Origin of the sequence: uncultured Ruminobacter sp. (assembly GCA_902764345.1) — a bacterium.
Taxonomy (GTDB): Bacteria; Pseudomonadota; Gammaproteobacteria; order Enterobacterales; family Succinivibrionaceae; genus Ruminobacter.
Window position 1 is genome coordinate 21644 of the sequence record CACWVT010000002.1, and the last position, 23714, is coordinate 45357.

Consider the following 23714-nt stretch of genomic DNA (forward strand, 5'->3'; position numbering starts at 1 on the left):
TTGAAAATCAGATTAAAATGAGCCCTGCCGTCTTTTTAAATAAATATTAAATTTCCGGGACACAGGTTCCTTATCTTGCGACAGGCAGGCACACATATAGGGCCTTTTTCAATAATTTGAAGTACGCACCTGTTTTTATTTCCTCTTATTATTTAAAATTATTCAAAGCAACGATTGAATAAAATTGAATAATTATCAGAACGTAAATATGATTCTTATTCAACAATCAACATTATTTTATACCTGCGTAACGTATACTAAGGGATCGATTATGGATTTTCTGACTGTTCTTACCAATGCCAGACTGCTTAAAAGTGCGGTATCCACCCTCTCCTCATCAGAGCTGAACGAAGTCATTCAGAAGCTCCGCCGAATATATGATGAAAAGAAGGTTGATGAAGAACTTAATGAAAAAATGCGTAAGGAAAGAATGGATGCACTGAATGCCATTAAAACAATCATGGCTCAGAACAACATCAGCGCCAGTGACCTTTCGCAGCTTGCTGAGGCTGCTGAATCCGAAAAACAGATACGCAGAAGAGTCGTCCCTCCAAAATATAAGTTCACGGACGAAAAAGGCAATATCCTGACCTGGACAGGACAGGGCAGAACCCCTACCGCCTTTCTGGAATGTATAAAGCGTGAAGGTAAAACAATGGATGATTATCTTATTCATCGGGATGATGAATAGCCTTCAGATTTATCCAAAACGATGCAGTGCAGCTGAGACGCAATACTGACTGTCCGAGTGTTGTCTGACATTTCCCGAGAGATAATCAGCTATACCATCATTTAAAGCGGAATTTCTCCAAAATCAGACAGCAAAACCTGCACCACATCAGATCCCCTGCATAAAAATAAACATCTGCTACACTGTTTGGCTTAAAATAGTCAAAAAACGAACACAACAACATCAACACGGTTACCATGAGGTTTTTATGAAATATCAGATTCTTAACATAGTTCTGCTTCTTGCGGCCGCATTTGCCTGTATTTACTGTACATACATATATTCAAGTCCCTCCGATCTGATGTGGACCCGATTCGACAGCGATATGCTTCACTGGCTCTCCTTTCTGACCGCAAACTTTACCCACTATAACAACGTTCATCTTTACGAAAACGTGGCCGGTCTGTTTATTATCTGGCTGTTTTTCTACAGCCCTAACGCAAACACGTATGCCGACAAGACTGCAAGTCTGCTTTTTTCATGCTTTGCCGTAACCGTCGGCATAGCTTTCTTCAACCAGAGTATCGGCACCTACTGCGGTCTCAGCGGAGCTCTTCACGGGATGTTCGCCTACGCTGCAATTTTAAGATACTTCAGGGATGGTGATGCAAAGGGCATTATTCTGCTCATTGGTCTCATCATTAAGCTTTACATTGATTTTAACTGGCCGGAACTTACCTTTAACGAACTGGCCCAGAAAGTTTACGGCGAAACAATAACAATTGAGAAACAGATCAATCCTGATCGCGATTTTGCCTACTCCACCTGCGGTGAAGCGCATCTGTTCGGTGCCATCGGCGGTTCTGTTCTTGCAGTGATACGCGGTCTCTTTTTCAGCAAAGACCGAATGATTGTCGGCCGCAGCGTCAGATAGACAGTACAGCTTACCGTATGACAACGCCGTACTGACACGTACGGCGTTTTTGTTATCAGCCCGAATAATGACACACTGTTCACATCATCGCAATAATTCAGATGGTTTTATATATAGATCACTGAAAACACTTTTTCTGATGTGTGATAATAAATCTAAGGTCTCTAAAAGCCTCTAATAATCATAATAAACAAAATCAACATCAACGAAGGCGTGCTATGTTAAGCAATTTTACTGTTTCAAGCAAAATAAAAATACTCTCTGTGTATATCATTCTGATATTCGCAATGATTATGATTATTTCCCTCTATAAGATGCATAATGCCACAAAACAGATCCCGAAGCTGAATACCTGCACTGCCTTTGTTGACGCATCAAGAAACGCCGAAGCACTGTTCAAGGAACTGCGCATCAGCGCCATAAAGGCTCCTATGACCGAAACCGAGGAAGAACTGAAGTCATTCGACGCCGCTTATTCCATAAACAGGGATAACTTTAATATGGTTATTCCGACCATTATCGCCGGATGTGAAAACGACGAAGAGTGTCTCCACATAGTCCATGAAATGGAAATGAATCTGATAAAATACGACAGAGCCAAGGAAAACGTGTTCAGGCTTACACGTGAAGACAATCGTCGTGATGCATTCCATGCCATTGAGGAACATCTGGTTCCCATCGGTAAAGACATAGACATTGAAGTATCCAAGCTAATCAGATATGCAGGTCTTTCATCTGAAAAAATAATAAGGGACGTAAAGCACTCAACAAACCCTACCTCTCTTCTAACCCCCGGAATTATCGGCCTGCTGTCCGTAATTTTCATGGTAGTCATAATCGGCAGATCCATTATAAATCCAATCAGAAAACTTGCTGATGACGCCAACGTATTGGCAGAGGGCGATCTCAGAACCTACGTAACAATCGGCTCCAACGACGAAATCGGTACTCTCGCCAATTCCTTCAATCAGGTGGTTGACTATCTGCGAAGCATTATTTCCACCATGCATAAGAACTCAGACATGCTTTCCAATAACGCTCAGAATCTGAGACTGACCAATAAATCAGTATATGACAGTAACGAAAAGATTCTTGAGAAGGCTGTTTCCGTATCTGAAGCAAGTACCGAGCTTACCAAGACATCCAACGAAATTACCAATAACTGCTCTGAAGCCTTCAACAACTCAGCAACTGCTCATAATACGGCTCTTGCAAGCAAGGAAATAACCAGAGACACCGTGGCTGAAATCAAAAGCCACAGTGCCCGCACTCATGAACAGTCTCTAAAAATAAAAGAGTTTGGAGAAAAGACTAAGGACATCGGCAGCATTATCGATTCCATCAGAAACATTGCCGAACAGACTAACCTTCTGGCTCTTAACGCGGCCATTGAGGCTGCAAGAGCCGGCAGTAACGGCCGCGGCTTTGCCGTGGTTGCAGATGAAGTACGTTCCCTCGCCTCCAGAACCACTGAGTCAACTCAGGAAATTACCGATATGATAAGCTCGGTTCAGCAGATGGCAGATGAAATATCCGCAACCATGGAGTCACATCTTCAGGACATAATTAAAATTGAAGAGCATTCGCATGAGGTTGAGAAGAGTCTCGACAATATAAATCATGCCGTAGACATCGTGTATCAGCAGCTTACCCATATAGCTACCGCAACACAGCAGCAGAACGTAACCTGCCGTAACATAGACACCATGATTCAGGCAATTACCGATGCCACGCGTGAAACGGCTCAGGCCGCAAAGAATTCCCTGATTTCATCCGAAAAGGTGGACGACATTTCCGAAGCAATGTCAAAGAACATAAACCTCTTCAAACTGTAGGAATCAGCATAAAACGAATAAAGAGATGCGGGAGAATATCCCGCATCTCTTATTATTCTGTGTCCGGATTAAACAGACCGGTTTCTTTTCAGTCAGACTATAATCCGCTGATTGATTCGTTGATGGCTCTGAGAGCAGCAAGAGGATCTTCAGCTCTGGTAATAGGTCTGCCAATTACCAGATAACTTGAACCATTTCTTAAAGCATCTTCAGGCGTAACGATTCTAATCTGATCACCTGCATCGGCTGTCTTAGGACGGATGCCCGGAGTAACCAGCTTAAATTCGCTTCCGAGAGCATTTCTCAGCATGGTGGCTTCCCTGGCTGAGCAAACCACCCCGTCAAGGCCTGAATCACGTGCCAGGGTGGCAAGTCTTAACACCTGTTCATTCAGATCGGCATTGACTCCTACGCTCCTGAGCTGAGCCTCATCCATGCTGGTAAGAACCGTAACACCGGTAAGAAGAGGACGGTTACTGCCGTAACCTTCAAGAGCGGCCGCTGCGGCTTCCATCATCTTAGGACCGCCGGAAGTGTGAACATTGACCATCCATACACCGAGATCAGCTGCTGCGGCTACTGCTCTTGCAACGGTGTTTGGAATATCATGAAACTTGAGATCCAGGAATACCTCGAAACCGAGATTGTTAAGACGTGTAACAAACTGAGGTCCGAAACGCGTAAACATTTCCTTGCCGACCTTGAGACGGCACTCTCCGGCAGAAAGACCGGAAACAAGATTCATGGCATCAGACTCTTTTTCAAAATCAAGAGCTACAATAACCTTTGGATCCACAATACTCATATATAACCTCAGTTGTATAAAAATAAATAAAACATGCCGCATTCCGGATTACCCGGAACAGCATAAATAAAATCAAAAATACTTCCGCACCGTAGTCATGGGGAAAGCCCCGCAGGATGACTACTCATCCTGTTTTGTCTTGTCGTTAACAGTCGGTCTTACAGCCGTATTGCCCCATTCACTTATCTGATGAGGCTTCATCTGCTCCCACCGGTGACAGCTTGGGCACTGCCAGAAAAGCACGGATGACTTAAAACCGCAGTGCTGACACATGTAGCGGTAGTTACCTGCAAGATGCGCATCCATTATGGACTTGAGAACTGCAAAACGCTCCTGCGTCCTCGGATCAAGCCCCTCGTAAAGATTACCGAGTATATAGCTGAACAGCTCAAAACTCGGAGACTTCTTAAGGAGACGCATTACAAAGGCTTCAGCTTCCTCAGGAGTTTTGTTTGTCATGATAAGATCCGCGACAGCCATGACAAGCTGAGGGCTGTCGGAAAGCTGCAGCCAGGAATTAAGTACCTCAAGATGCTGCATCTCCTGTCCGGGATAGAAGCATTTTGCAAGAGACTTAAGACAGATCGGAATCATCGCCGGATCAGCATTTACCGCTTCCTGAATGTATGCAAGAGCATTCTTTGTCTGCCCTATCTCAATCATTATTTTGGCCATGTTGAGATATGCTCTGACGCACCCCTTATTAATCGATGCCGATTTCTTGAAGTAATCGTTTGCCTTGGCGTAATTCTTACGTGAATAGGCTTCGTTACCCAGTTCGCAGTAGAATTCCGCTTCTCTCTTGGTAATGTTCTCGTCGGCGAACTGTCTGAATGAGTCTATGAGATCAATGGCTCTCTGCCATTCCTTCTCCTGCTCATAAAGAGTTACAAGCAGTCTTACGGCAGATTTCTTTTCGGAGTTGTAGCTGATAAGCTCCATGAGAATGTCTTCAGCCTTATTCAGAAGCCCTGAACTCATGAAGTCACGTGCAAGCTCAAGCAGAACGGCTGAACGCTGTACAGGTTCGATTCTTGCGGTTGTAAGAAGATTGTTGTGAAAACGGATGGCCTTTTCCAGATCGCCCCTTTCCCTTAAAAGAGCGCCAAGAGCCAGACCTTCCTCAAAACTGTGTTCGGCATCTGAGTCATAGTAACGGATAAACTCGTCTACGGCTTTTTCCTTATCCCTGTACAGAAAATAATTGATACCCTTTGTCAGAAAGCCTATCTTTCTGGTCTTTTCAGATTGCTGTGATTTATTAGCCTGTCTGGAACCCATTACATAACCGTAGAACACGGCTACCGGGAGCAGCAGAAATAACAACTCAAACATAAACCAAGATAATCTCCGACTTCAGCTTAATCTTTTTTCTGTTCACCGTAATCAAGCAGAAGTTTATCCTGAGTGTCTTCGAGCTCATCCATGCATTCTGAATATTTCTTTTCGAGCTTTCTGAGACTCAGCTTGTATGAATAGCATCTGAACCAGAGCTTAATGATAATCCACCCGAAAACCAACGCACAGAGCAGAACACCGGCAAGAAGTGATATCGCACTTATGGTGCTTACGGTCATCTGAGTCTTGAAAAACAGAACATTGAATTCGGCAACTGCTGAATTTGAAACGCCAATGGTTAATGCAAGCACGGCGACAAAGCATAACAGAAGAACATAAACGACGGTCAGAATTTTCTTGAGCATACAATGCGATCCAAATATTAAAACAACACACCTTACGGAATACTATTATTATACATTATTGATACGCATTGATCTAACTACATATATCAAGTTATTGAGCAAATTCCGCGCTATCGGAGATTTTATGAGGAAGCTGTAAATTTTCGCTGACTGAGATAAACGGCCGAATAAAAAAACGGCACCGTTTCCGGTGCCGCTTCCTTATGGGATCTTTACCTTTCGGTAAAATCAGCCGTTATTACTGCTTAGCATTCTTGAATGCTTCAGCCATAGCGCTGCTTCCCTTTTCAACTTCGCTGTTAGACTTCTTGATAGCTTCGATTGCAGCTCTGTCTTCAGCTTCATCCTTAGCGCGGATAGATAAAGAGATAACGCCGTTCTTACGGTCAATACCTACTCTCTTTGCTTCAACGGTATCACCAACCTTGAAGGCTGCTGATAAATCGTCGATACGATCTGATGAAGCGTCAGAAGCACGGATAACACCCTTGATGCCGTCGCCGAGGTCTACAACAAGCTTGTTGTTTTCGATTTCAACGATGGTACCTGAAAGGATGCTTTCCTTGTGAGCATCGAGGAACTTAGAGATAGAGTCTTCTTCAAGCTGCTTAACGCCTAAAGAGATACGTTCTCTTTCTGGATCAACGTTAAGAACAACAGCAGTAACTTCTTCACCGCGGGTGTACTTGTGAGCAGCATCGCTGCCAGCGTCGTGGCTTAAGTCGGTGGTGTGAACGAGACCGTCGATACCGCCTTCAAGACCGATGAAGATACCGAAATCGGTGATGCTCTTAACCTTACCTACAACCTTGTCACCCTTAGCGTGGTTTTCGCTGAAGAGCTGCCATGGGTTAGGCTTGCACTGCTTGAGGCCTAAAGAAATACGACGACCTGATTCGCTGATTTCGAGAACCTTAACCTTAACCTTTTCACCAATGTTTACAACTGATGAAGGCTGTACGTTCTTGTTGGTCCAATCCATTTCAGATACGTGTACGAGACCTTCAACGCCTGGTTCGAGTTCAACGAAGCAGCCGTAGTCAGCGATGTTGGTAACAACGCCTGGGAATTCTTCTCCCTTAGGGAAACGCTTATCAACGTCAGTCCATGGATCAGCAGTTAACTGCTTGAGACCTAAAGATACGCGTGAACGTTCCTTTTCGTACTTGAGAACCTTAACTTCGATTTCGTCACCAACGGTAACAACTTCACCAGGGTTCTTAACACGCTTCCAAGCCATATCGGTGATGTGGAGGAGACCGTCAACGCCGGCGCCGAGGTCAACGAATGCACCGTAATCGGTGAGGTTCTTAACCTTACCCTTAACTACCTTGCCTTCTTCGAGGCTTGCGAGTACGGTTTCACGATCAGCTGAATCATCTTCTTCAGATACTGCGCGACGTGAAACAACAACATTATTGCGAACCTGATCGAGCTTGATAACTCTGAATTCAAGTTCCTTGCCTTCGAGCTGTTCGTTCTGTAAACGTGCGTCTACGAGAGAACCAGGAAGGAATGCACGGATATTTTCGATAGCAACGGTGAAGCCGCCCTTAACCTTGCCGTCAACGATACCCTTAACGATTTCTTTTTCTTCGTAAGCCTTTTCAAGCTTAGTCCATGATTCAAGACGCTTAGCCTTTTCACGTGAAAGGATGGTCTTACCGTCGCCGTCTTCAATGCTTTCAAGAACAACGTCAACCTGATCGCCAACCTTAACGTCTAATTCATTGTTGGCATTCTTGAATTCAGAAACAGGAATCTGACCTTCTGACTTGAAACCAGCGTCAACCCATACAAAATCGCTTTCGATTCTTACTACGATACCGTGGATTAACTGACCTAAAACACTCTTCTTAGGAGAGGTGTTTGCGCCTTCGAATAAATCTGCAAAACTCATATTATATAAACTGTATATTAATTAAAAAAAACGTCCTAACATCCTGTAGAGACGGTCTACAACATATCCTGTCCTTCCGTGGACCGGATTCCTAACCTGACCGACAGCCTGACGTTTACTGTATCTGAGGACGAATCCCCCGTATCTGTCGCATCAGTTGCGGATTATAACCAATACTGAACAAATTTGATACTGTTTTTTTGATTTTCAGCCTCAAAAGACATAAATAACCGGAATACAGTATTATTCCGACTTTGCCCTGAGGCTTCAGAATCATTTACGGTACAGATTTCTGAGCCTGTCAATTTCCACGTTGAGACGCTTGTCGGAAACAGGGAACAGGGTTCTTATGCTCTGGGCAAAATATGAAACCCTAAGCTCCTCAAGCATGTACCTGACCCTATGCACGTCAGCAGGAACAATTCTGCCGGCAAAAAGGCCCATAAGGGAGTTGTAATTATCTTCCACGGACTTGAATTTATTCAGCATGACCGCATCGCGGTTCGGATCAATGCCGACCTTCTCCATTCTCTTCAGCATGGCGTCAAGATAGACCTCAAGTCTCGGGAAGAATTCCATGGTTGCCTCCGTGGCAAATCCCTTGCGGATAAGTGCGGAAAGCTGTCCACCCATGTCGCTGTACGCATACGCAGTTCTGAAATCCATCTTTCCCTTGAGTTTCTTGCGCACGTCATTGGCCTTTACCAGAATCTTCTCGCAGATGAGTGACAGTCTGTGCACTGTTTCGTGAATCTCCTCCCTTGCGGTATTCACAAGCTTTTCAAAATCCGCCGAGGTCGATGCCACGCCTCCGGCTCTAGTCAGAATATCATCCAGTGCCAGTGATTCAAGATCGTCAATGAGGATTCTGACGTTACCCACCATATTAAAGTACATGGCAAGCTTCGCCTTGTTTGGCAGCGACTTCTCCAGATAGCTTATCGGATCCGGAATGGTCAGCATGATGAGACGCTTCTGTCCCTGCCACATCTGTCGTTCGGCCTCCTCCGCAGTTTCAAAGAGTTCAAGACTTACACTGTCCTTGCAGTCTCTCAGTGCCGGATAAGCCACGATTTCCATGCCGCCGACCATACGGCTCTGGGTCTTGGGGATGGAATCAAAGTTCCAGGTCTTAATCCCTTCCTGCTTCGGCATTTCCTTGACAACCTCTGCAAGGGAAGCCTTCACCTCATCCCTCAGGGTGTGCCTTATATGCTCAAGATCCCTGCTTTCCATAAGCACCTTTCTTTTGATGTCCGTAACCCTGAAATTGAAGGTAAGGTGCTTCGGCAGCTGGCTTATGTCAAAGTCATCCCATGTAACCTGCTGACCGCTGAGGGATGTCATCTTACGGCAGAGAGCCTCCTTAAAACTACCCATGGACGGATCCAGGGACTCAAACAGGATGTTGCCGTAATCAGGTGCGGGAACGAAGCATTTTCTGAGAGCCTTCGGCAGAATTCTTATCATCGTGGTAAAGAGTTCCAGACGGAGCCCCGGAATCAGCCATTCAAAGACGTCTGACGGAACCTGATTCAGAATGCTTACAGGAATAATGGCGGTAACACCGTCATTCTCCGCAGTAGGATCAAAATTGTACTCAAGATTAAGTCTGTACTTGCCGACAGTCAGATGATCCGGATACTTGTCCTCAGACACCATTGACGTATCCTGACGTTTGAGCATGTCGAGACTGAAGCTCAGAAAATCCGGATTTTCCCTCTTTTTTCCCTTCCACCAGTGACAGAATGTTCTCACGTCACCGATATCCTCTGGTATTCTTTCGTCATAGAAGGCAAAAAGTGTATCGTCATTAACCAAAAGGTCACGGCGACGGGACTTTTCTTCAAGCTCAACCACCTCGCTGATAAGCTTTCTGTTTTTGTCGAAGAAGCCTTCGTCAAGGACAATCTCTCCGTTTACAAGGCCTTCCCTTATAAAAAGCTCGTGACAGAGAGGAGGATTTATACGGGTATAGTTGACCCTGCGTCCGTTAATCACGGCAAGTCCGTACAGCACGCCCTTCTGTGATGCCTGAACAGCCCCCATCTTCTTGCTCCAGTGTTCGTCACTGTACGAATAGCGGATAAGATCTCCTGCGTAATCCTCAACCCACAGAGGGTCAATTTCCGCCACCATTCTTGCATAGAGTCTGGTTGTTTCCGTTAGTTCGGCCGCCATAACCCATCTTACGTTTCTGCGTGCCAGCCCCGATCCCGGAAAAATCATGAATCTGTTGGATCTGGTACCGATGTATTCGTTGCTTTCCAGACTGCGCATACCAATCATACTGAGAAGCCCGCTGAGCAGAGACTTGTGAATCTCCTCATAGGTGGCAGGTGCCTCATTAAGCTTAAAACCGAGCTCCTTTACGGCATCCTTAAGCTGTGCATGGATGTCCAGCCATTCCCTCATTCTCATGTAGGACAGGAATTCCCTGCGCATCTTCTTGCGAAGAGCACTCCCGCTAAGCTCGGAAGACTGTTCTTTCAGATAGTTGTAAAGATTAATGATACCGATAAAGTCTGAGCGTTCATCATCAAAGCGTTTGTGACATTCCTGACTTGCATTTCTTGCAGTAAGAGGTCTTTCCCTTACCTCCTGACTGCTGAGATTGGAGGTAATAATGAGAACTTCCGAAAGAGCTCCCAGCTTGCCGGCCTCAACCAGCATTCTGGCAAGTCGCGGGTCGCACGGCAGTGCGGCCATCTTCCTGCCCGTATCGGTCAGTCTGAGCTCACCGGCAGGATTTCTGAATACTGCTCCAAGTTCCTCCAGAAGCTTTATGCCGTCATTTATCTGACGCTGTTCAGGCCTGTCCAGCAGCGGGAAGGTTTCAATGCTGCCGAGACGTAAACTGATCATGCGCAGGATTACGGCTGCCAGATTAGTGCGGAGTATTTCCGGATCGGTAAATTCCGGTCTTGCCAGAAAATCGTTCTCGCTGTAAAGACGGACACAGACGCCCTCCGACACACGACCGCAGCGCCCCTTACGCTGATCGGCACTGGCTCGTGACACCGGCTCTATCGGCAGTCTCTGCACCTTATTCCGGTAGCTGTATCTGCTGATTCTGGCCGTACCGGGATCAATCACATACTTTATGCCCGGAACGGTTACGGAGGTTTCCGCAACATTGGTGGCAAGAACTATGCGTCTCAGACCATGAGGTGCGAAAATCTTATTCTGATCCGCCACACCAAGTCTTGAGTAGAGAGGAAGAATCTCGGTTGCGGGAAGATTGGCCCGTCGCAGGTATTCGGCGGTTTCGGCAATGTCCCTCTCACCGTTCAGGAACACCAGAATATCCCCCGACATCTCCTCGTCAAGAGATTTGACAGCCCTGAGAATGCCTGCCTGCAGAATATCCTCGTCTATTTCCTCATTGTCATCGTCAAGAAGGTCATCAAGCGGCTGATATCTCACCTCCACAGGATAGGTCCGTCCCTCAACAAGCTTTACCGGAGCATTGTCGAAATGACGGCTGAAGCTTTCCGGATCAATGGTGGCTGAGGTGATTATGACCTTGAGATCAGGACGTTTTTTAAGAAGATTCTTCAGAAAACCGAGAATAAAGTCGATATTAAGACTGCGTTCATGGGCTTCATCAATGATGATTACCTCATATTCGCTGAGATATCTGTCCTGCTCCAGTTCAGTAAGCAGAATACCGTCAGTCATCAGCTTGATTATGGTATCGTCTGAGGTTTTGTCTCCAAAACGCACCTTGTAGCCGACCACAGTGCCAAGCTCGCACCCAAGTTCCTGACTGATACGATCCGCAACCGTACGTGCCGCCAGTCGTCGAGGCTGCGTATGTCCTATTTTTCCCCTGCGTCCGAGTCCGGCCTCAAGACAGATTTTCGGAAGCTGGGTGGTTTTACCCGAACCGGTGTAACCGGCCACGATGACCACCTGATTTTCCTTTATCAGTCTGATGATGTCATCCTTCTCACGACTTACGGGCAACTGCTCCGGATACGTGATTTCTGGAATTTTTCCGGCCCTGGTTCTGGCATATTCCACTGTCGCGGAAGCTTCAAGAGCAAGTTCCGTCACCGCCTCCTCGTCAGGTTCGGTTACGGGATTTCTTCTGTCCCCGAAAACCCTGCGTGCCTTGGCAAGGATTCTGTTACGGTCACGAAAAAGAGCTTCCTCCAGCACTTTTGATATTCTGCCGTAGGTTATTTTGGTTGGAACTGTTTTCATATCTAGTTTCGGTTCTGACTGACAAATTGATTTTTAAACAAATGTTCCCTGCGCCGGAGGCGGGAACAGCATATTAAGAGCTGATCTGAGAAGAATCCGCATCCGCAGGACATGATTTTCCGGCAGACTCCTTCAATCCGGTGACGATTATACGGATATTGTGCCTTTTATTCAACGGCGCAATGCCGTACGGTAAATGACCGACACCGACGGCCTTCCGCGGAGACGTAAGATGAAAAAAGAAAACCGGACACTTGCACACGCAAGGTCCGGCCGGAAAATATCAGATCTCAGTTGAGGCTGTCGATTATTTCCTGAGAACGTTTTATGGCCTCCTTTGTCCTCCACGTCTTGATGGCGGAAGGAAGCTTTACCGACTCATACTGGGTTATGGCACCTCTTACCGAGAGCATCGGTTTTACCTCAGCGTTTTTGGCAGCCGCAGCTATCTTATCCTCAAACATTGCCTCTCCGCTGCCCTCATGCGTATTGAACGGTCTTATAACCTTTCCGCTGAAATCCATGCTTTCGAGGAACGTGTATACGGGCATCGGCATGTCTTCAAGCCAGACGGGAGAGCCTATGTATATTTCATCATAAGGAGTAATGTCGACGGTTTCGGCAAGCTTTGGTCTGGCCTTGGCAGCCTTCTCCTTTTCAGCAACCTTAAGACACTGTTTATAGTCTGCGGGATATTCATACTCAGCCCTGATTTCAAAGAGTGTTCCCCTGGTCTGACGGGCGATCTCCTTTGCCACGATGAACGTATTGCCGACGGAAATGGTTCCCACGCCGGGATTTTCACCGGTTCTTGAGAAATAGGCCACAAGAACCTTTTTTCTCTCAGTCCCGTGCAGGGATTTACGAATGGCCTGAATTTCCCGTTTAAGCTCGTCATCGACGGGCTCTTCTTTATTATCTGATGCAGTTTTATCAGAGGAAACTGAAGACACCTCTTCAGAAGAAACATTAACGGCAGGTGCGGAACCAGCGGCAGACAGAGAATCCTCAGCCGTAGCGGAACAGTAAAAACAGAAAAAAGACAGAATCAGCACTATTCGCAGTATCAAGGATCTCATATTTCCCCCTTTAAACCCTGTCATGACAGGTTTTTGTATGATGCGACAACGGTAATGTCTGATTTTGATTAGTATGTTTATCCACGGTCTCTTATTTTTATTTCTTTTATTTTTTATGCTCTCCTGGAAATCCATGCTTATCCGCATGCGGAGCCGGGACACCGTGATGAATCACTCCCCTAGATAAAATATATCAAACTTCTGATTAATTTTCCGAAAAGTCGCTTTTTTTTAGGACAAATAAACATTTTTACAATCAATATCTCACAAACATCTTGTTTTTATACATCGCATTAAAAAATAAAACTCTAAAAGCATACATTGTTATCACATCTGCTTAACAAAAAACGTTTTCATTTATGAATATATAAAATTTTCGGCAGATTTTATTATAAGTACTGATATAATCCGCATACGTTGACAGACATGGGTGTAACCGTTGTCCTGCAATGGAATGACGGCGCTTGACTGTTGACTGCTGAACATCAACAAATAACAGGAAATGGTATATGAAATCCACAAAGAATAAACTGTATACAGCCATTCTGGCTTCTCTTCTTGCCACCTCAGTAACCGCATGTGGCGGTAGCGGAAGCAGTGATCCTACCCCAGAGATTAAGACTGTAACAGCCAACCTGGAAATCAACTCAAACACCTACAGAAACAACCTGTTCTGCTACAACCAGGCAACTGCCGATGAAAAAATCTGTAACATCCGTATGTTCCAGGTTATGGTTGAAGCGTTCCAGGACGGTGACGAATCAATCAACTATAACATCGGTTACGGTCCAAGCAATCACAAGGGCGACCTTCAGGGCATTATAGACTCTCTTGGCTATATCCAGGGACTCGGCATGAACGCCATTTGGCTGACTCCTGTATTCCAGAGTACAGATCTCGCAACACCTACCAAAGAACTGGATGCTACCGGTTATTTCGGTGAAGACTACTACAAGGTAGATCCTCATTTCGGAAATACAGATAAGCTGAAAGAACTTGTTGATGCGGCTCACGAAAGAGGCATCTACGTATTCCTCGACGGAGTATTCGGTCATTTCAAGGGTACCATCAATACCTTATCTCCAACAAACAAGCAAATCGTCACTAGAGGTACATGTACATACTACAACTCTGATACGAGCAGAACATATGAAAAGGAGGTCTGTAACGAAAACGCAACTGAGTGCTCAACTAAGTGCTCAGACTTCGGAGATGACTCAACTCTTAACTTCTACAAGGAACTGGCTGCCCACTACATTACCGAGTATAAGATTGACGGATGGAGACTTGACCAGGCTTATCAGGTTCCGGTTTCAGATTGGAAGGAAATCAGAGAAGCCGTTGAAGCAGCTGCGGCTGTCACCACCTATCAGGATCAGCATGGCGAAAGCGTACATCCTTTAGGCTATATGGTTGGCGAAGTCTGGGGCAGTGAAGACGGCATCAAGACCTACGGCTACGGCTCTGACACCACTCAGGGTCTCAAGTCAAACTTCGACTTCAATACCCGTTACGGCATTGTTCAGGCTCTGGCTGTTGAAGAATACGGTAACTACAACCATTCCGGCGTAACCATTCAGAACAAGCTTAAGGCTGCAGAAAACACTTACCCTGACTTTGCGGTTCCAAACTACTTCCTCACCAACCATGACGTGGTACGTTTCGGCGATCTGATTCAGAGAGCAAAGAAGAAGAAGGCAATCTCTTCAGAGAATTACTTCAAGCGCTATAAGGTTGCCCATGCAGCAGTAACCGCAATGAGCGGTCCGATAACCCTCTACTATGGTGATGAATGGGGTCAGGAAGTTCAGGGATTTGACGTCAAGGTTGATGATGAGAAATGTAGTCCGAAGGTGTGTGACGACCACGTTTCACGTTCAACCGGCAAGATCTCAGACTTTAACCCAGATCAGGAAAATCTGAAGAACTTTGTTACCAACATGATGAAACTCCGTGCGGAAGTTAAGGCCATTTCAATGGGTTCACTTACCGATATCGGCACCGACAAAAATCTGTTTGCAGTCAAGAAGACCTATGGTGATTCAGAAGTACTCGTAGTACTTAACGTTCAGGAAAACGTAAAGGTTGAAGCTGAATTTGACGCTTCAATATTCAACGATGCAGAAGCTCAGACCAATGTTGCAGTCTTCAGTTCCGAAGATTCCAGCGAAGATCCCATCAGAGATCCTGTGATCGTTTATCCTGAAGGAACCAGCTACAAGGTTACTCTTGAACCTCTGTCTGCCGTACTTATCTACGTTCCTCAGCAGAACTAACCATACCGTGGTTCTGTGCCGACGCCACGAAAAAACAGTTCTAAGGCTGGTGTTAGCCGCTGACGTCGGAACCTGAATCTGGAGAGGTCACTGCATTTGCAGTGACCTCTCTTTTTTCATGCCCCGTAATCTTTCTCCCGCTGACGGATTATGCTCTCCGTTATTCAGGATTTTCCACCCGCCTGACATAAATACTGCAATTACATTCTCCGGCAATTCCGTCATTACCGAAAACATTCATAGCCGTCCTTTTACACAATCAGACCGATTTCTTTACACTCTGATAACCGAATCCGCCTTTATTCCGTCATCAGTTTCGACTTTTACCGATAATATAAGCTTTAACGTTGCTTTTATAGTAATATTAACTGAGGGGGATGTTTGTTATTTAATCAAGCATCGCAAAAACCTTAAATTTTCCACTTAAGACAGCATTTAACGTTTATAATTTCCTCCTAACATAGGTACGGCGTACTTCGCAGGCAGCGACGGACTTACGAATTACGCATTTTTCATAAACAGGCACGAAAGACAGTAACAAGGAACCGGATTCAGGATGGACCAGCTTAATCACATTATGTTGATCATAGGACTGCTGCTGTCATGCAGTATCTTTGCCAGCCGAATCTCTTCAATAATGGGGCTCCCAGTTCTGCTGCTGTTCCTTATTCTCGGCATGCTGTTCGGTGAAAACGGATTTCTCCTGGAAATCCAGTTCAGCAATTACAATCTGGCTTTCTACATTGCCAATCTGGCTCTTGCCGTAATCATATTTGACGGCGGATGTCAGACCAGTTACTTCACGTTTAAAACATCATCAAAGCCGGCAATAATACTGTCCACGTTCGGCGTACTGATAACCACTCTGATTGTCGGCGCACTCGTGTACTACATTTTCAAGATGAGTTTCTTTGAATCCCTGCTGGTGGGCTGCATGATAGGATCCACCGACGCCGGTGCCGTATTCTCGCTGCTCGGCAGCAACGGTGTAAGCCTTAAGAACAAGGTTCAGGGGCCTCTTGAAATAGAATCAGCCACCAACGACCCTATGGCAATTTTTCTGACAATAACGGTCATCGAAATAATCAAGTCAGGAGTCAGCACTGCGGCAGGCGGTCCGGAAACCTTCACCATGTCGAACGCACTGCTGTTCTTCATGAAGCAGTTCTCCTTCGGCATCGTATTCGGCATACTATTCGGATATCTGGGCAGAATGCTACTTAACGCCATCAGCATCCCGAACGGCCTCTATTCGCTGCTGGTTCTCGGCGTCGCCTTTACCGGTTTTGCCATTACCTCAGCCATGGACGGTTCAGGCTTTCTGGCCATCTTTATCATCGGTATGATTATAGGCAATACCACACTCAAGCAGTTACGGTACATCCGCCCGGTTCAGGACGGCCTTACATGGCTGTCTCAGATATGCCTCTTCCTGATGCTCGGCCTTCTCGTGGAACCACCTAATCTGCTGATACATGCCGTCGACGGTCTCATTGTGGCATGCATCATGGCGTTTCTTGCCAGACCTGTTGCGGTATTTCTCTGTCTGAAGCTCCTGTTCAAGTTCAGCACCAGGGAGCTGCTATTCATATCGTGGGTTGGTCTCAGGGGATCCGTTCCGATTGTACTTGCCATTTACCCTATCATGAACGAAATTCCACATGCGGATCTCTTCTTCAACACCGCATTCGTCGTGGTAATATTCTCGCTGCTCGTTCAGGGAGCAACCATTCTGCCGGTTGCGAAATTCTTTGATGTTTATGCCCCAAGCTCCACCGCTCCGGTCAGCAAGGGACAGATGGGTATCACGATTGATGATGATTATGAAATCTTCAATTATGAGATTAAGCACAAATCATGTCAGGATCAGCTGCTGAGTGAAATAAAGTTCCCTAACCGCACCATGGTGGTATCCGTCTTCAGAAAAAGTATGATTCTGCATCCCGTCAGCCGCATGAAACTTAAAAAGGGAGACATCATCTCCATCATCGGTCACTCTGATGATGAACTGCTCCTGAACACCATCTTTAACAGTGATACCCCTATCAAGAAAGTACATTATCCGTACAGCGGAGACATACTGCTGTCCGGGGAAGCAGACATGACCGAAATTGCCGAAAAATACGGGCTGGTCATAACCTCAAAGGAACAGCTTCTGACACTCGGAGACTTTCTGTCCTACCATCTGGGAGGCATCCCGACCGTTGGAGACAGACTAACCGTCATAGACTGCCGCTTCACCATATGCGAAGTATTCGGCTCCCAGATCATCAAGGTGGGTTTCGAAAAGCTTGAAAACAACATCTGACGGAGGAAATTCCGGCTGTTCATGTTCCGAACTGCCGGTTCATTCCGCCGAAATATGCATGAATCAGGCTCCATTCATATTTGTTTTCCGTATGTTTACGCCTTTTTTGAAGACTTTTACGCAAAACTTTATTCTGAAATTTTGACTGAATTCTTGATTAAACGAGTTTTTTATGACGTTTATGTGAAAATGTTTTCTCTATCCTGTAGAATGATATATGTATGTGTGTAAATATCAAACGTGTGTTCTCGCTGTTCCGTTACACGGCTTAAAGCCGGTTATAAAAACGGCAGGCACAGAACTCTGACAGGATGTTTACGGGATATTGGTAAAAGAATAAATTATTAAATAAAAAACCAATGGCTCATATGCCGGCTTAAGCATCTCCGGATGCACCGGATCGGAGACATAAGAATAAAAACCAGATCAGCAGTTGCGGGAAAATAAAACAATATAATTCACGGCATCGTCTCCGTCTTAGCACGGAAGTTACGATCGCCCGTTATTACCCGGACAGTCAGTTCCTGTTTTTTTTATTCCTCCGGCAGAATGCGGATCAAATCCGTCAGTCTCTCATATGTCCATGCAGCAGCCGTAAATCGGCAACCTAAGAATAAAAAGAGTTTAATATGAACAGACGTCGCAACAAAGGCATCTCCAAACCGGCTCTTCTCATGGGAATTCTGGCAGTTTCCGCCAGCGTCGGCGTAGGCACCTACGCCGTAATGAAGGCCCAGAAGAGTCATGAAACCGAAAACGGTATTGAAAACATAGATCCAACTTCTCCGGTGTCAATCGCCGGAGCCCTGTACGGCTGTATTCTTTCCGACAGCTTTGACGAAATGCCGTCGCTCATATCCATGCTCAAAACATATGAGGCTGAAAACCCGGACTCCTCCGGAGAACCTGAGGATCAGAACGACATCTACGCAGAGGACGACAACCATGAATTTGGCGGTGATGACATGTTCAGGCCCGGTGAGATGGTTCAGGACACCGGAGTGGACATCAGCAAATACCTCTCAAACGCCGCAAACCAGAATATCAGGGACAAAGTAATCTATCTTTCCGAACAGCTCGATTCCAGCAAGCTCAGCCCGGAAACCTACAGCTTTTATCTGAACTCCCTCAGCAACATCTTTGAGGTTTACAAACCAAAAACGGAAGAGGAACGGGTTCTGCGTGATTCCGTTGTGGCATATACTGTTTTCAAGAACAATCCTGACTATACCATTAACGACATCCGTGCCATATTCGGTCCGTACGATGCCCTTAACGTCAGCCGTTTCCTCATAGGCTCAGGAGATTACGAGCGTATCTCAAGCTACGAACTGCGCCGTTTTATTACCGATGAATCCAAAAGCCTCATAGCCCTTCTGCCGACCAACCTTAACAGAAGCGTACAGCTTAACCTGTCCGCCTCTGACTTCGTGGGGTATAACACCGACAGCCTCCGCGACGTAATCAGTCTGAAGGACAATCTGCCTGTTGTAATGGCGCACATTCCGATGATTAGGGAGGATGCTCCAAAGGAAAATCATGAAAGCATAGAATCTCTGAAATCAGTCTTCGAGTCCTCCGTACGCGATTCTCTCGAATTTGCCGAAATGGGCAAAAAATATTACGAATGCGTGGCAACCACAAGCGAACCGTTCTTCCTTACCGGCGTTGTCACTCCGGTCAGATATAAAAACGTGGCCTCTCTTGAGAAGATTCCTCTCCATACCTACAAAATGAACATAACCAGAGAGCTTCCCGGATGTCCTGATCTCAAGAGCATATTCATCCTTGCTCCTGATCTCAAAGCCTATTCCGATCTGCTTAGTCGCGGAGCAAAGAAAATGAGCGATGAAGACCGCAACAATTACCACAAAGACATTTCACTCCTCGAAAGGATAAACAACAGCAGCGGAGATGAGATTACACTCACCCTTCTCGGATCAGACATTGCGGCCGTTGAAAATCATCTTGAGCAGAATCCTGAACAGGGTAAATTCGTAGGCAATACGGATCAGGGGATTCTCTACAACTTGAATCTGCCGTCAATGAAACTGCTGAAAACTCTTGAAATCAGCCCCGACTTAAAACCTATTTTCATGCCGGCAAAATTACTGACCACCAAGCGTATTCAGGCCATAAACAAACTGAAAATCATTGCCGATTTCAGAAGCGTTGAGGAAACGCTCAGCAGAATTAACTTCGGCATGATCGAGTACGAGCCATACAAGTTCATAAGCCAGCTGAAAAACGGAGCGACCGACGGTGACACAATGTATACGACCGAGACGGCAGAAGCGAAAAAGCCGTTATCTGACGATAGTTCCGTCAAACCGGCTTCGAGTGAACCCAGAACAGCCGAACAGACGGACATCACGGTTTCCGCAGATGCCGCACCGGTGACTCCGGACGTTCTTTCTGATGAAAACGAGCCTGATACCGCGGTAACCGTCATGACCGAAAATGACACCGTTCCGGAAAAGGATGAAACTCAGGTTCCTGCAGAAGCCGAACCTCATGACACCGCAATGGCCGAAACCAAAGAGGAAGAAGCACCTCACGTAATAATGGAAACAGCGGATGTTAAAACTCCGGAGCCGGGATCAGCCGAAGATCTGTCAAACAACACGATATCATCCGAAGCATCCTCAGTCGAAAAGCCGTCCGAATCAGTCCAGATCGCCGACATTCCGGCTGAAGACGAGAATCTCATTACTCCTGAAATGCTTCAGGAAAAGGACATTGCAACCCTTAAGGTTCTTATTGACGAAAAGAATGCAGACGCAATGTATGAACTTGCCGACCGCTATCTCAACGGCCACAACGGAGTTCGAAAGAACACTGCCAAGGGGCTTGCCCTGCTGGAGGAAGCCTGCAATAACGACAACAGGAATGCCCAGTACGTTTACGGACAGCTTCTTCTGAATGATGCCAAGTCTTCAGCCTCCCAGAAGAGTCATGGAGCTGAATTAATCATAAAGGCTGCGGAATCAGGCCATCCTGACGCAATGTATCTTGCCGGCGTTCTTCTCTACAAGGGAGAATACGGCATTATCAGAAACCTTAACAAGGCCTTTGAATACTTCAGCATGGCTTCTGAACAGAACAATCAGAAAGCCACCTACATGATGGCCAAAATGTATCTTAACGGTGAAGGTGTTAAGGAAAACAAACAGCGAGGTTTCAACCTGCTCATCCATACTGCAAGAAACAATCCTGATGCTGCGTTTGACCTTGCCACGATCTTTGAAGGCGGAGTCATTGACGGCATAAAGGATGAACGTCAGGCTGCCGAGAATTTCGTATATGCGGCAAGAAAAGGCAACAGGAATGCCTACCGCAAGGCAGGTCTGTATCTCATAGGAACCAAAACCGGCACCAAGGAAGCACTGCGCTACCTTGAACAGTACCGCAACAGGAATGACAGGGAAGTTGATTCAGCCCTTCTCAATTATTACATCGCCACAAACAACCAGCGTGAAATAGCCGGACTCATTGCCGTTGCTCCGGCTGAAATACAGGAACAATATCCTGTGGAAATGGGCATGCTTTATGAGAACGGCAACGGGGTTTCTCAGGACTACGTAAAGGCTGAGGAATATTACCGCAAGGGTACCGATATGAAAATTGCGGACGCCTTCTGTCATCTGGGTGATCTCTTCAACAACGGGCTCGGACGCACCAGGGATCTTCGTGCCGCTGTAGGCCAGTACACCCGCGGTGCCGACATGGGATCTGCATCCTGTAAGGAAAAGCTTGCGGTAATCAAGGCCACCGAAACAAACTACCGCAACTACGGCGAAGCCCATTCTCTTATTACCGGAATACCGGAAATGAAAAGAAGCGATACCGGCAAGGCTGTTCTTGCGGCCATGTATCTGTACGGCAAGGGAGCACAGAAATCACCTTCCGAAGCCCTCAAGCTGCTTAGAACAATGAAGACCGGCGGAGCTTCTGTAGTACGTTCCGTTTATGAATCAGGCAATTCCAAGGGCAGTCTGTGCACCAATCCGATTCTTGCAGGAGGCATCGGCGTTAAGAACCGTAACTCAATTCAGCTGTCCATCGGACTTCTGAGCGACCTGTTCTTCATCAAGGACTACGCAGACAACAGCGGGACACTGAACTTCAGTGAAATTCTTTCAAAGGCGAAAAAGATCTGCAAGCATCCGGCAATCTCAATAATGTTCGATGCCACCGAACCCGGCAGAAAACCGGCGTCCGCAAATCCTACCGATCCGGAGGCCCAGTACCGGCTGGCAATGCATCTTTTCCGGGAAGGCAACTATGAGGAATCCTTCAAGTGGCTCAAACAGTCTGCCGATCAGGAGCATGTCAAGGCTCTTAACAATCTGGGCATCTACTATCTTTTCGGGATCGGTACGACTCAGAACAACCAGAAGGCACATGACACCATAATAAAGGCCGTAAGCCGCGGTAATCCGAAGGCTCACTTTAATCTGGCAGCCCTTAAGATGTACGGCATAGGCTGTAACGCCGACACCAAAAAAGCCGTGGAAATTCTTCACACCGCAGCTAAAATGGGAGACAGAGGAGCCTCTGTTCAGCTTACCTATAATTACCTTAACGGTGTGTGGGCTTCAGATAATGAGGACGAGGCATTTGTGGAGCTTCTGAATATCCTGACGGACAAGTAAGCCCGCTGTTATTAACGGAACCCCGTCGCGGCTTCCCCGTTGCGGACGCCGATGCAGTAAGCAGGTTCCGTTTTTCACTGTCAGGCCTCTTTACGGAATATGTCGTCATCATTCTTTTTTTGCTGTTTTTTTGAGTCACTGACTGACGGCAGCCCCGCTGTTGCGGTATAATGTACGGCAGAGAAATGCAGAGCTTTCAGGACGGATTTTATGAAGATTTCAGTTGCGATTATAACGGCCAACCCGGACAGAGAACAGTTAAGTGACTGTCTGCATTCCATCGTCAGCCAGAGAGTTATCAAGGCTGATGAAATCCGTATCTACGATTCCTGCGATGACAACTCGGTGTTCGGAATTGCCGAATCATACAGCGCCAGGGTCATCAAGCTTCTGCCTAATGAAAATACCCGCGGAAACAAAATACAGATTAAGGATCCGGTCAAGTATTTCAGAACAGAGGTTGTCAAAAAAATAGTCAATGAAACCGACGATGACAACATTCTCATTCTTCTGTCAGATGACTGCAGAATCGATCCAAGTGCCATAAGTGAGCTTTTCAGATACTTTCTGAAGTATCAGGATCTGGCTCTCATCTACGGCAGACAGATAGCAGATCCTGACTGTAATCATCTGACCAGATACGTCCATAACATATTCTTCCCGATTACCAGAAGAGACCTTCCCCTTTGGCATCTCATGAAGATTTACTGTTCATTCAACTTCGTGGCCTACAGGGTTAAGTTTATTAAGGAAGAAGGTGTCATGCCTTCAGAAGAGAGCAGTGAGGACATGTTCGACAACATCTACATGAGCGGCAAGCTGTCCGACAAGGGATACCGCACCATGTACAACCCGCTCGCCATATGCCACCGTAACCGCGAACTGAATGTCTTTTACGTATACCAGTACACCAGAGGTCTCTTCAGATTTCTGAAGGCCAACGACTGGCTTACGGAAAAATGGTGGATACGTAAAACGGATCTGGAATCTTTCTTCATAAACTTCAAGGATTATATCAGAAACTACAGCTCAATCCCGTTCTCTTCATTCTACGCCACCGTCTGCTTTACCGCCGCCAAAATCGGCGAACTTCTGGCGGAAATAGACTACCAGCGTTCCCTGAAGCGTAAAACACTCAACAGCAAGGATCTGATTGCCACTACCCTGTTTGACAAGGAAAACAAGCTTTACAAATAGCATTCACGTCTATCCGTTTCACGCCTGCGGCAATTTCAGCCTCTGACCGAACCCTACAAAAAAGCCCGACAGCAGATACTGTCGGGCTCTGTTCATGTGCCTGATTCGGTTATTCTGAAAACCGACTCAGGCACTCCTTGGAC

At 46.3% G+C, this 23714-nt stretch carries 13 protein-coding genes; 7 read left to right on the forward strand and 6 right to left on the reverse strand.

The genetic code is table 11. The features are described 5' to 3' along the window. The first annotated feature begins 271 nt into the window (after positions 1-271). The 3 genes from QZU58_RS00490 (at position 272) to QZU58_RS00500 (ending at position 3439) form a co-directional block, all read left to right on the forward strand. Positions 272-691, forward strand: coding sequence for an H-NS family nucleoid-associated regulatory protein (locus QZU58_RS00490; RefSeq protein WP_294462823.1), 420 nt, complete (start codon positions 272-274; stop codon positions 689-691). Positions 692-938: 247 nt separating this feature from the next. Further along, a complete protein-coding gene (locus tag QZU58_RS00495; protein ID WP_294462825.1) occupies positions 939-1604 on the forward strand; it encodes a hypothetical protein in 666 nt (221 codons plus the stop codon). Between the two features lie 218 nt (positions 1605-1822). Continuing rightward, positions 1823-3439: a methyl-accepting chemotaxis protein gene (locus tag QZU58_RS00500; RefSeq protein ID WP_294493750.1), complete on the forward strand. Its 1617-nt coding sequence runs from the start codon at positions 1823-1825 to the stop codon at positions 3437-3439. 97 nt (positions 3440-3536) lie between these two features. Here QZU58_RS00500 and pyrF read toward each other — a convergent pair whose 3' ends face one another. From pyrF to QZU58_RS00530, 6 genes are all read right to left on the reverse strand, one after another. Continuing rightward, positions 3537-4238 (reverse strand): orotidine-5'-phosphate decarboxylase, encoded by a 702-nt coding sequence (gene pyrF / locus QZU58_RS00505; RefSeq protein WP_294493856.1) that lies wholly within the window; start codon positions 4236-4238, stop codon positions 3537-3539. Between the two features lie 126 nt (positions 4239-4364). Continuing rightward, complete coding sequence (locus QZU58_RS00510) at positions 4365-5579, reverse strand: tetratricopeptide repeat protein (RefSeq protein WP_294493753.1); 1215 nt, start codon at positions 5577-5579, stop codon at positions 4365-4367. Between the two features lie 26 nt (positions 5580-5605). Next, on the reverse strand, positions 5606-5947 hold the full coding sequence (locus QZU58_RS00515) for a lipopolysaccharide assembly protein LapA domain-containing protein (protein ID WP_294493756.1): 342 nt from the start codon (positions 5945-5947) through the stop codon (positions 5606-5608). 238 nt (positions 5948-6185) lie between these two features. Beyond that, entirely contained in the window at positions 6186-7847 is a 1662-nt protein-coding gene (gene rpsA, locus QZU58_RS00520) for a 30S ribosomal protein S1 (protein ID WP_294462056.1), read from the reverse strand. A 273-nt stretch (positions 7848-8120) separates the two neighbouring features. Continuing rightward, complete coding sequence (gene hrpA, locus QZU58_RS00525; protein ID WP_294493760.1) at positions 8121-12056, reverse strand: ATP-dependent RNA helicase HrpA; 3936 nt, start codon at positions 12054-12056, stop codon at positions 8121-8123. A gap of 290 nt (positions 12057-12346) precedes the next feature. Continuing rightward, a complete protein-coding gene (locus tag QZU58_RS00530; RefSeq protein ID WP_294493763.1) occupies positions 12347-13135 on the reverse strand; it encodes a flavodoxin in 789 nt (262 codons plus the stop codon). Between the two features lie 509 nt (positions 13136-13644). Between QZU58_RS00530 and QZU58_RS00535 the strand changes: the two genes are divergently transcribed. From QZU58_RS00535 to QZU58_RS00550, 4 genes are all read left to right on the forward strand, one after another. Further along, positions 13645-15411 (forward strand): alpha-amylase family glycosyl hydrolase, encoded by a 1767-nt coding sequence (locus tag QZU58_RS00535; protein ID WP_294493766.1) that lies wholly within the window; start codon positions 13645-13647, stop codon positions 15409-15411. 556 nt (positions 15412-15967) lie between these two features. Further along, the gene (locus QZU58_RS00540; protein ID WP_294463323.1) at positions 15968-17719 is read left to right on the forward strand and encodes a potassium/proton antiporter; all 1752 of its coding nucleotides are present in this window, start codon (positions 15968-15970) and stop codon (positions 17717-17719) included. 629 nt (positions 17720-18348) lie between these two features. Continuing rightward, the gene (locus tag QZU58_RS00545) at positions 18349-22374 is read left to right on the forward strand and encodes a hypothetical protein (RefSeq protein WP_294493769.1); all 4026 of its coding nucleotides are present in this window, start codon (positions 18349-18351) and stop codon (positions 22372-22374) included. A 210-nt stretch (positions 22375-22584) separates the two neighbouring features. Continuing rightward, complete coding sequence (locus tag QZU58_RS00550) at positions 22585-23571, forward strand: glycosyltransferase (protein ID WP_294461294.1); 987 nt, start codon at positions 22585-22587, stop codon at positions 23569-23571. The last annotated feature ends 143 nt before the right edge of the window (positions 23572-23714 follow it).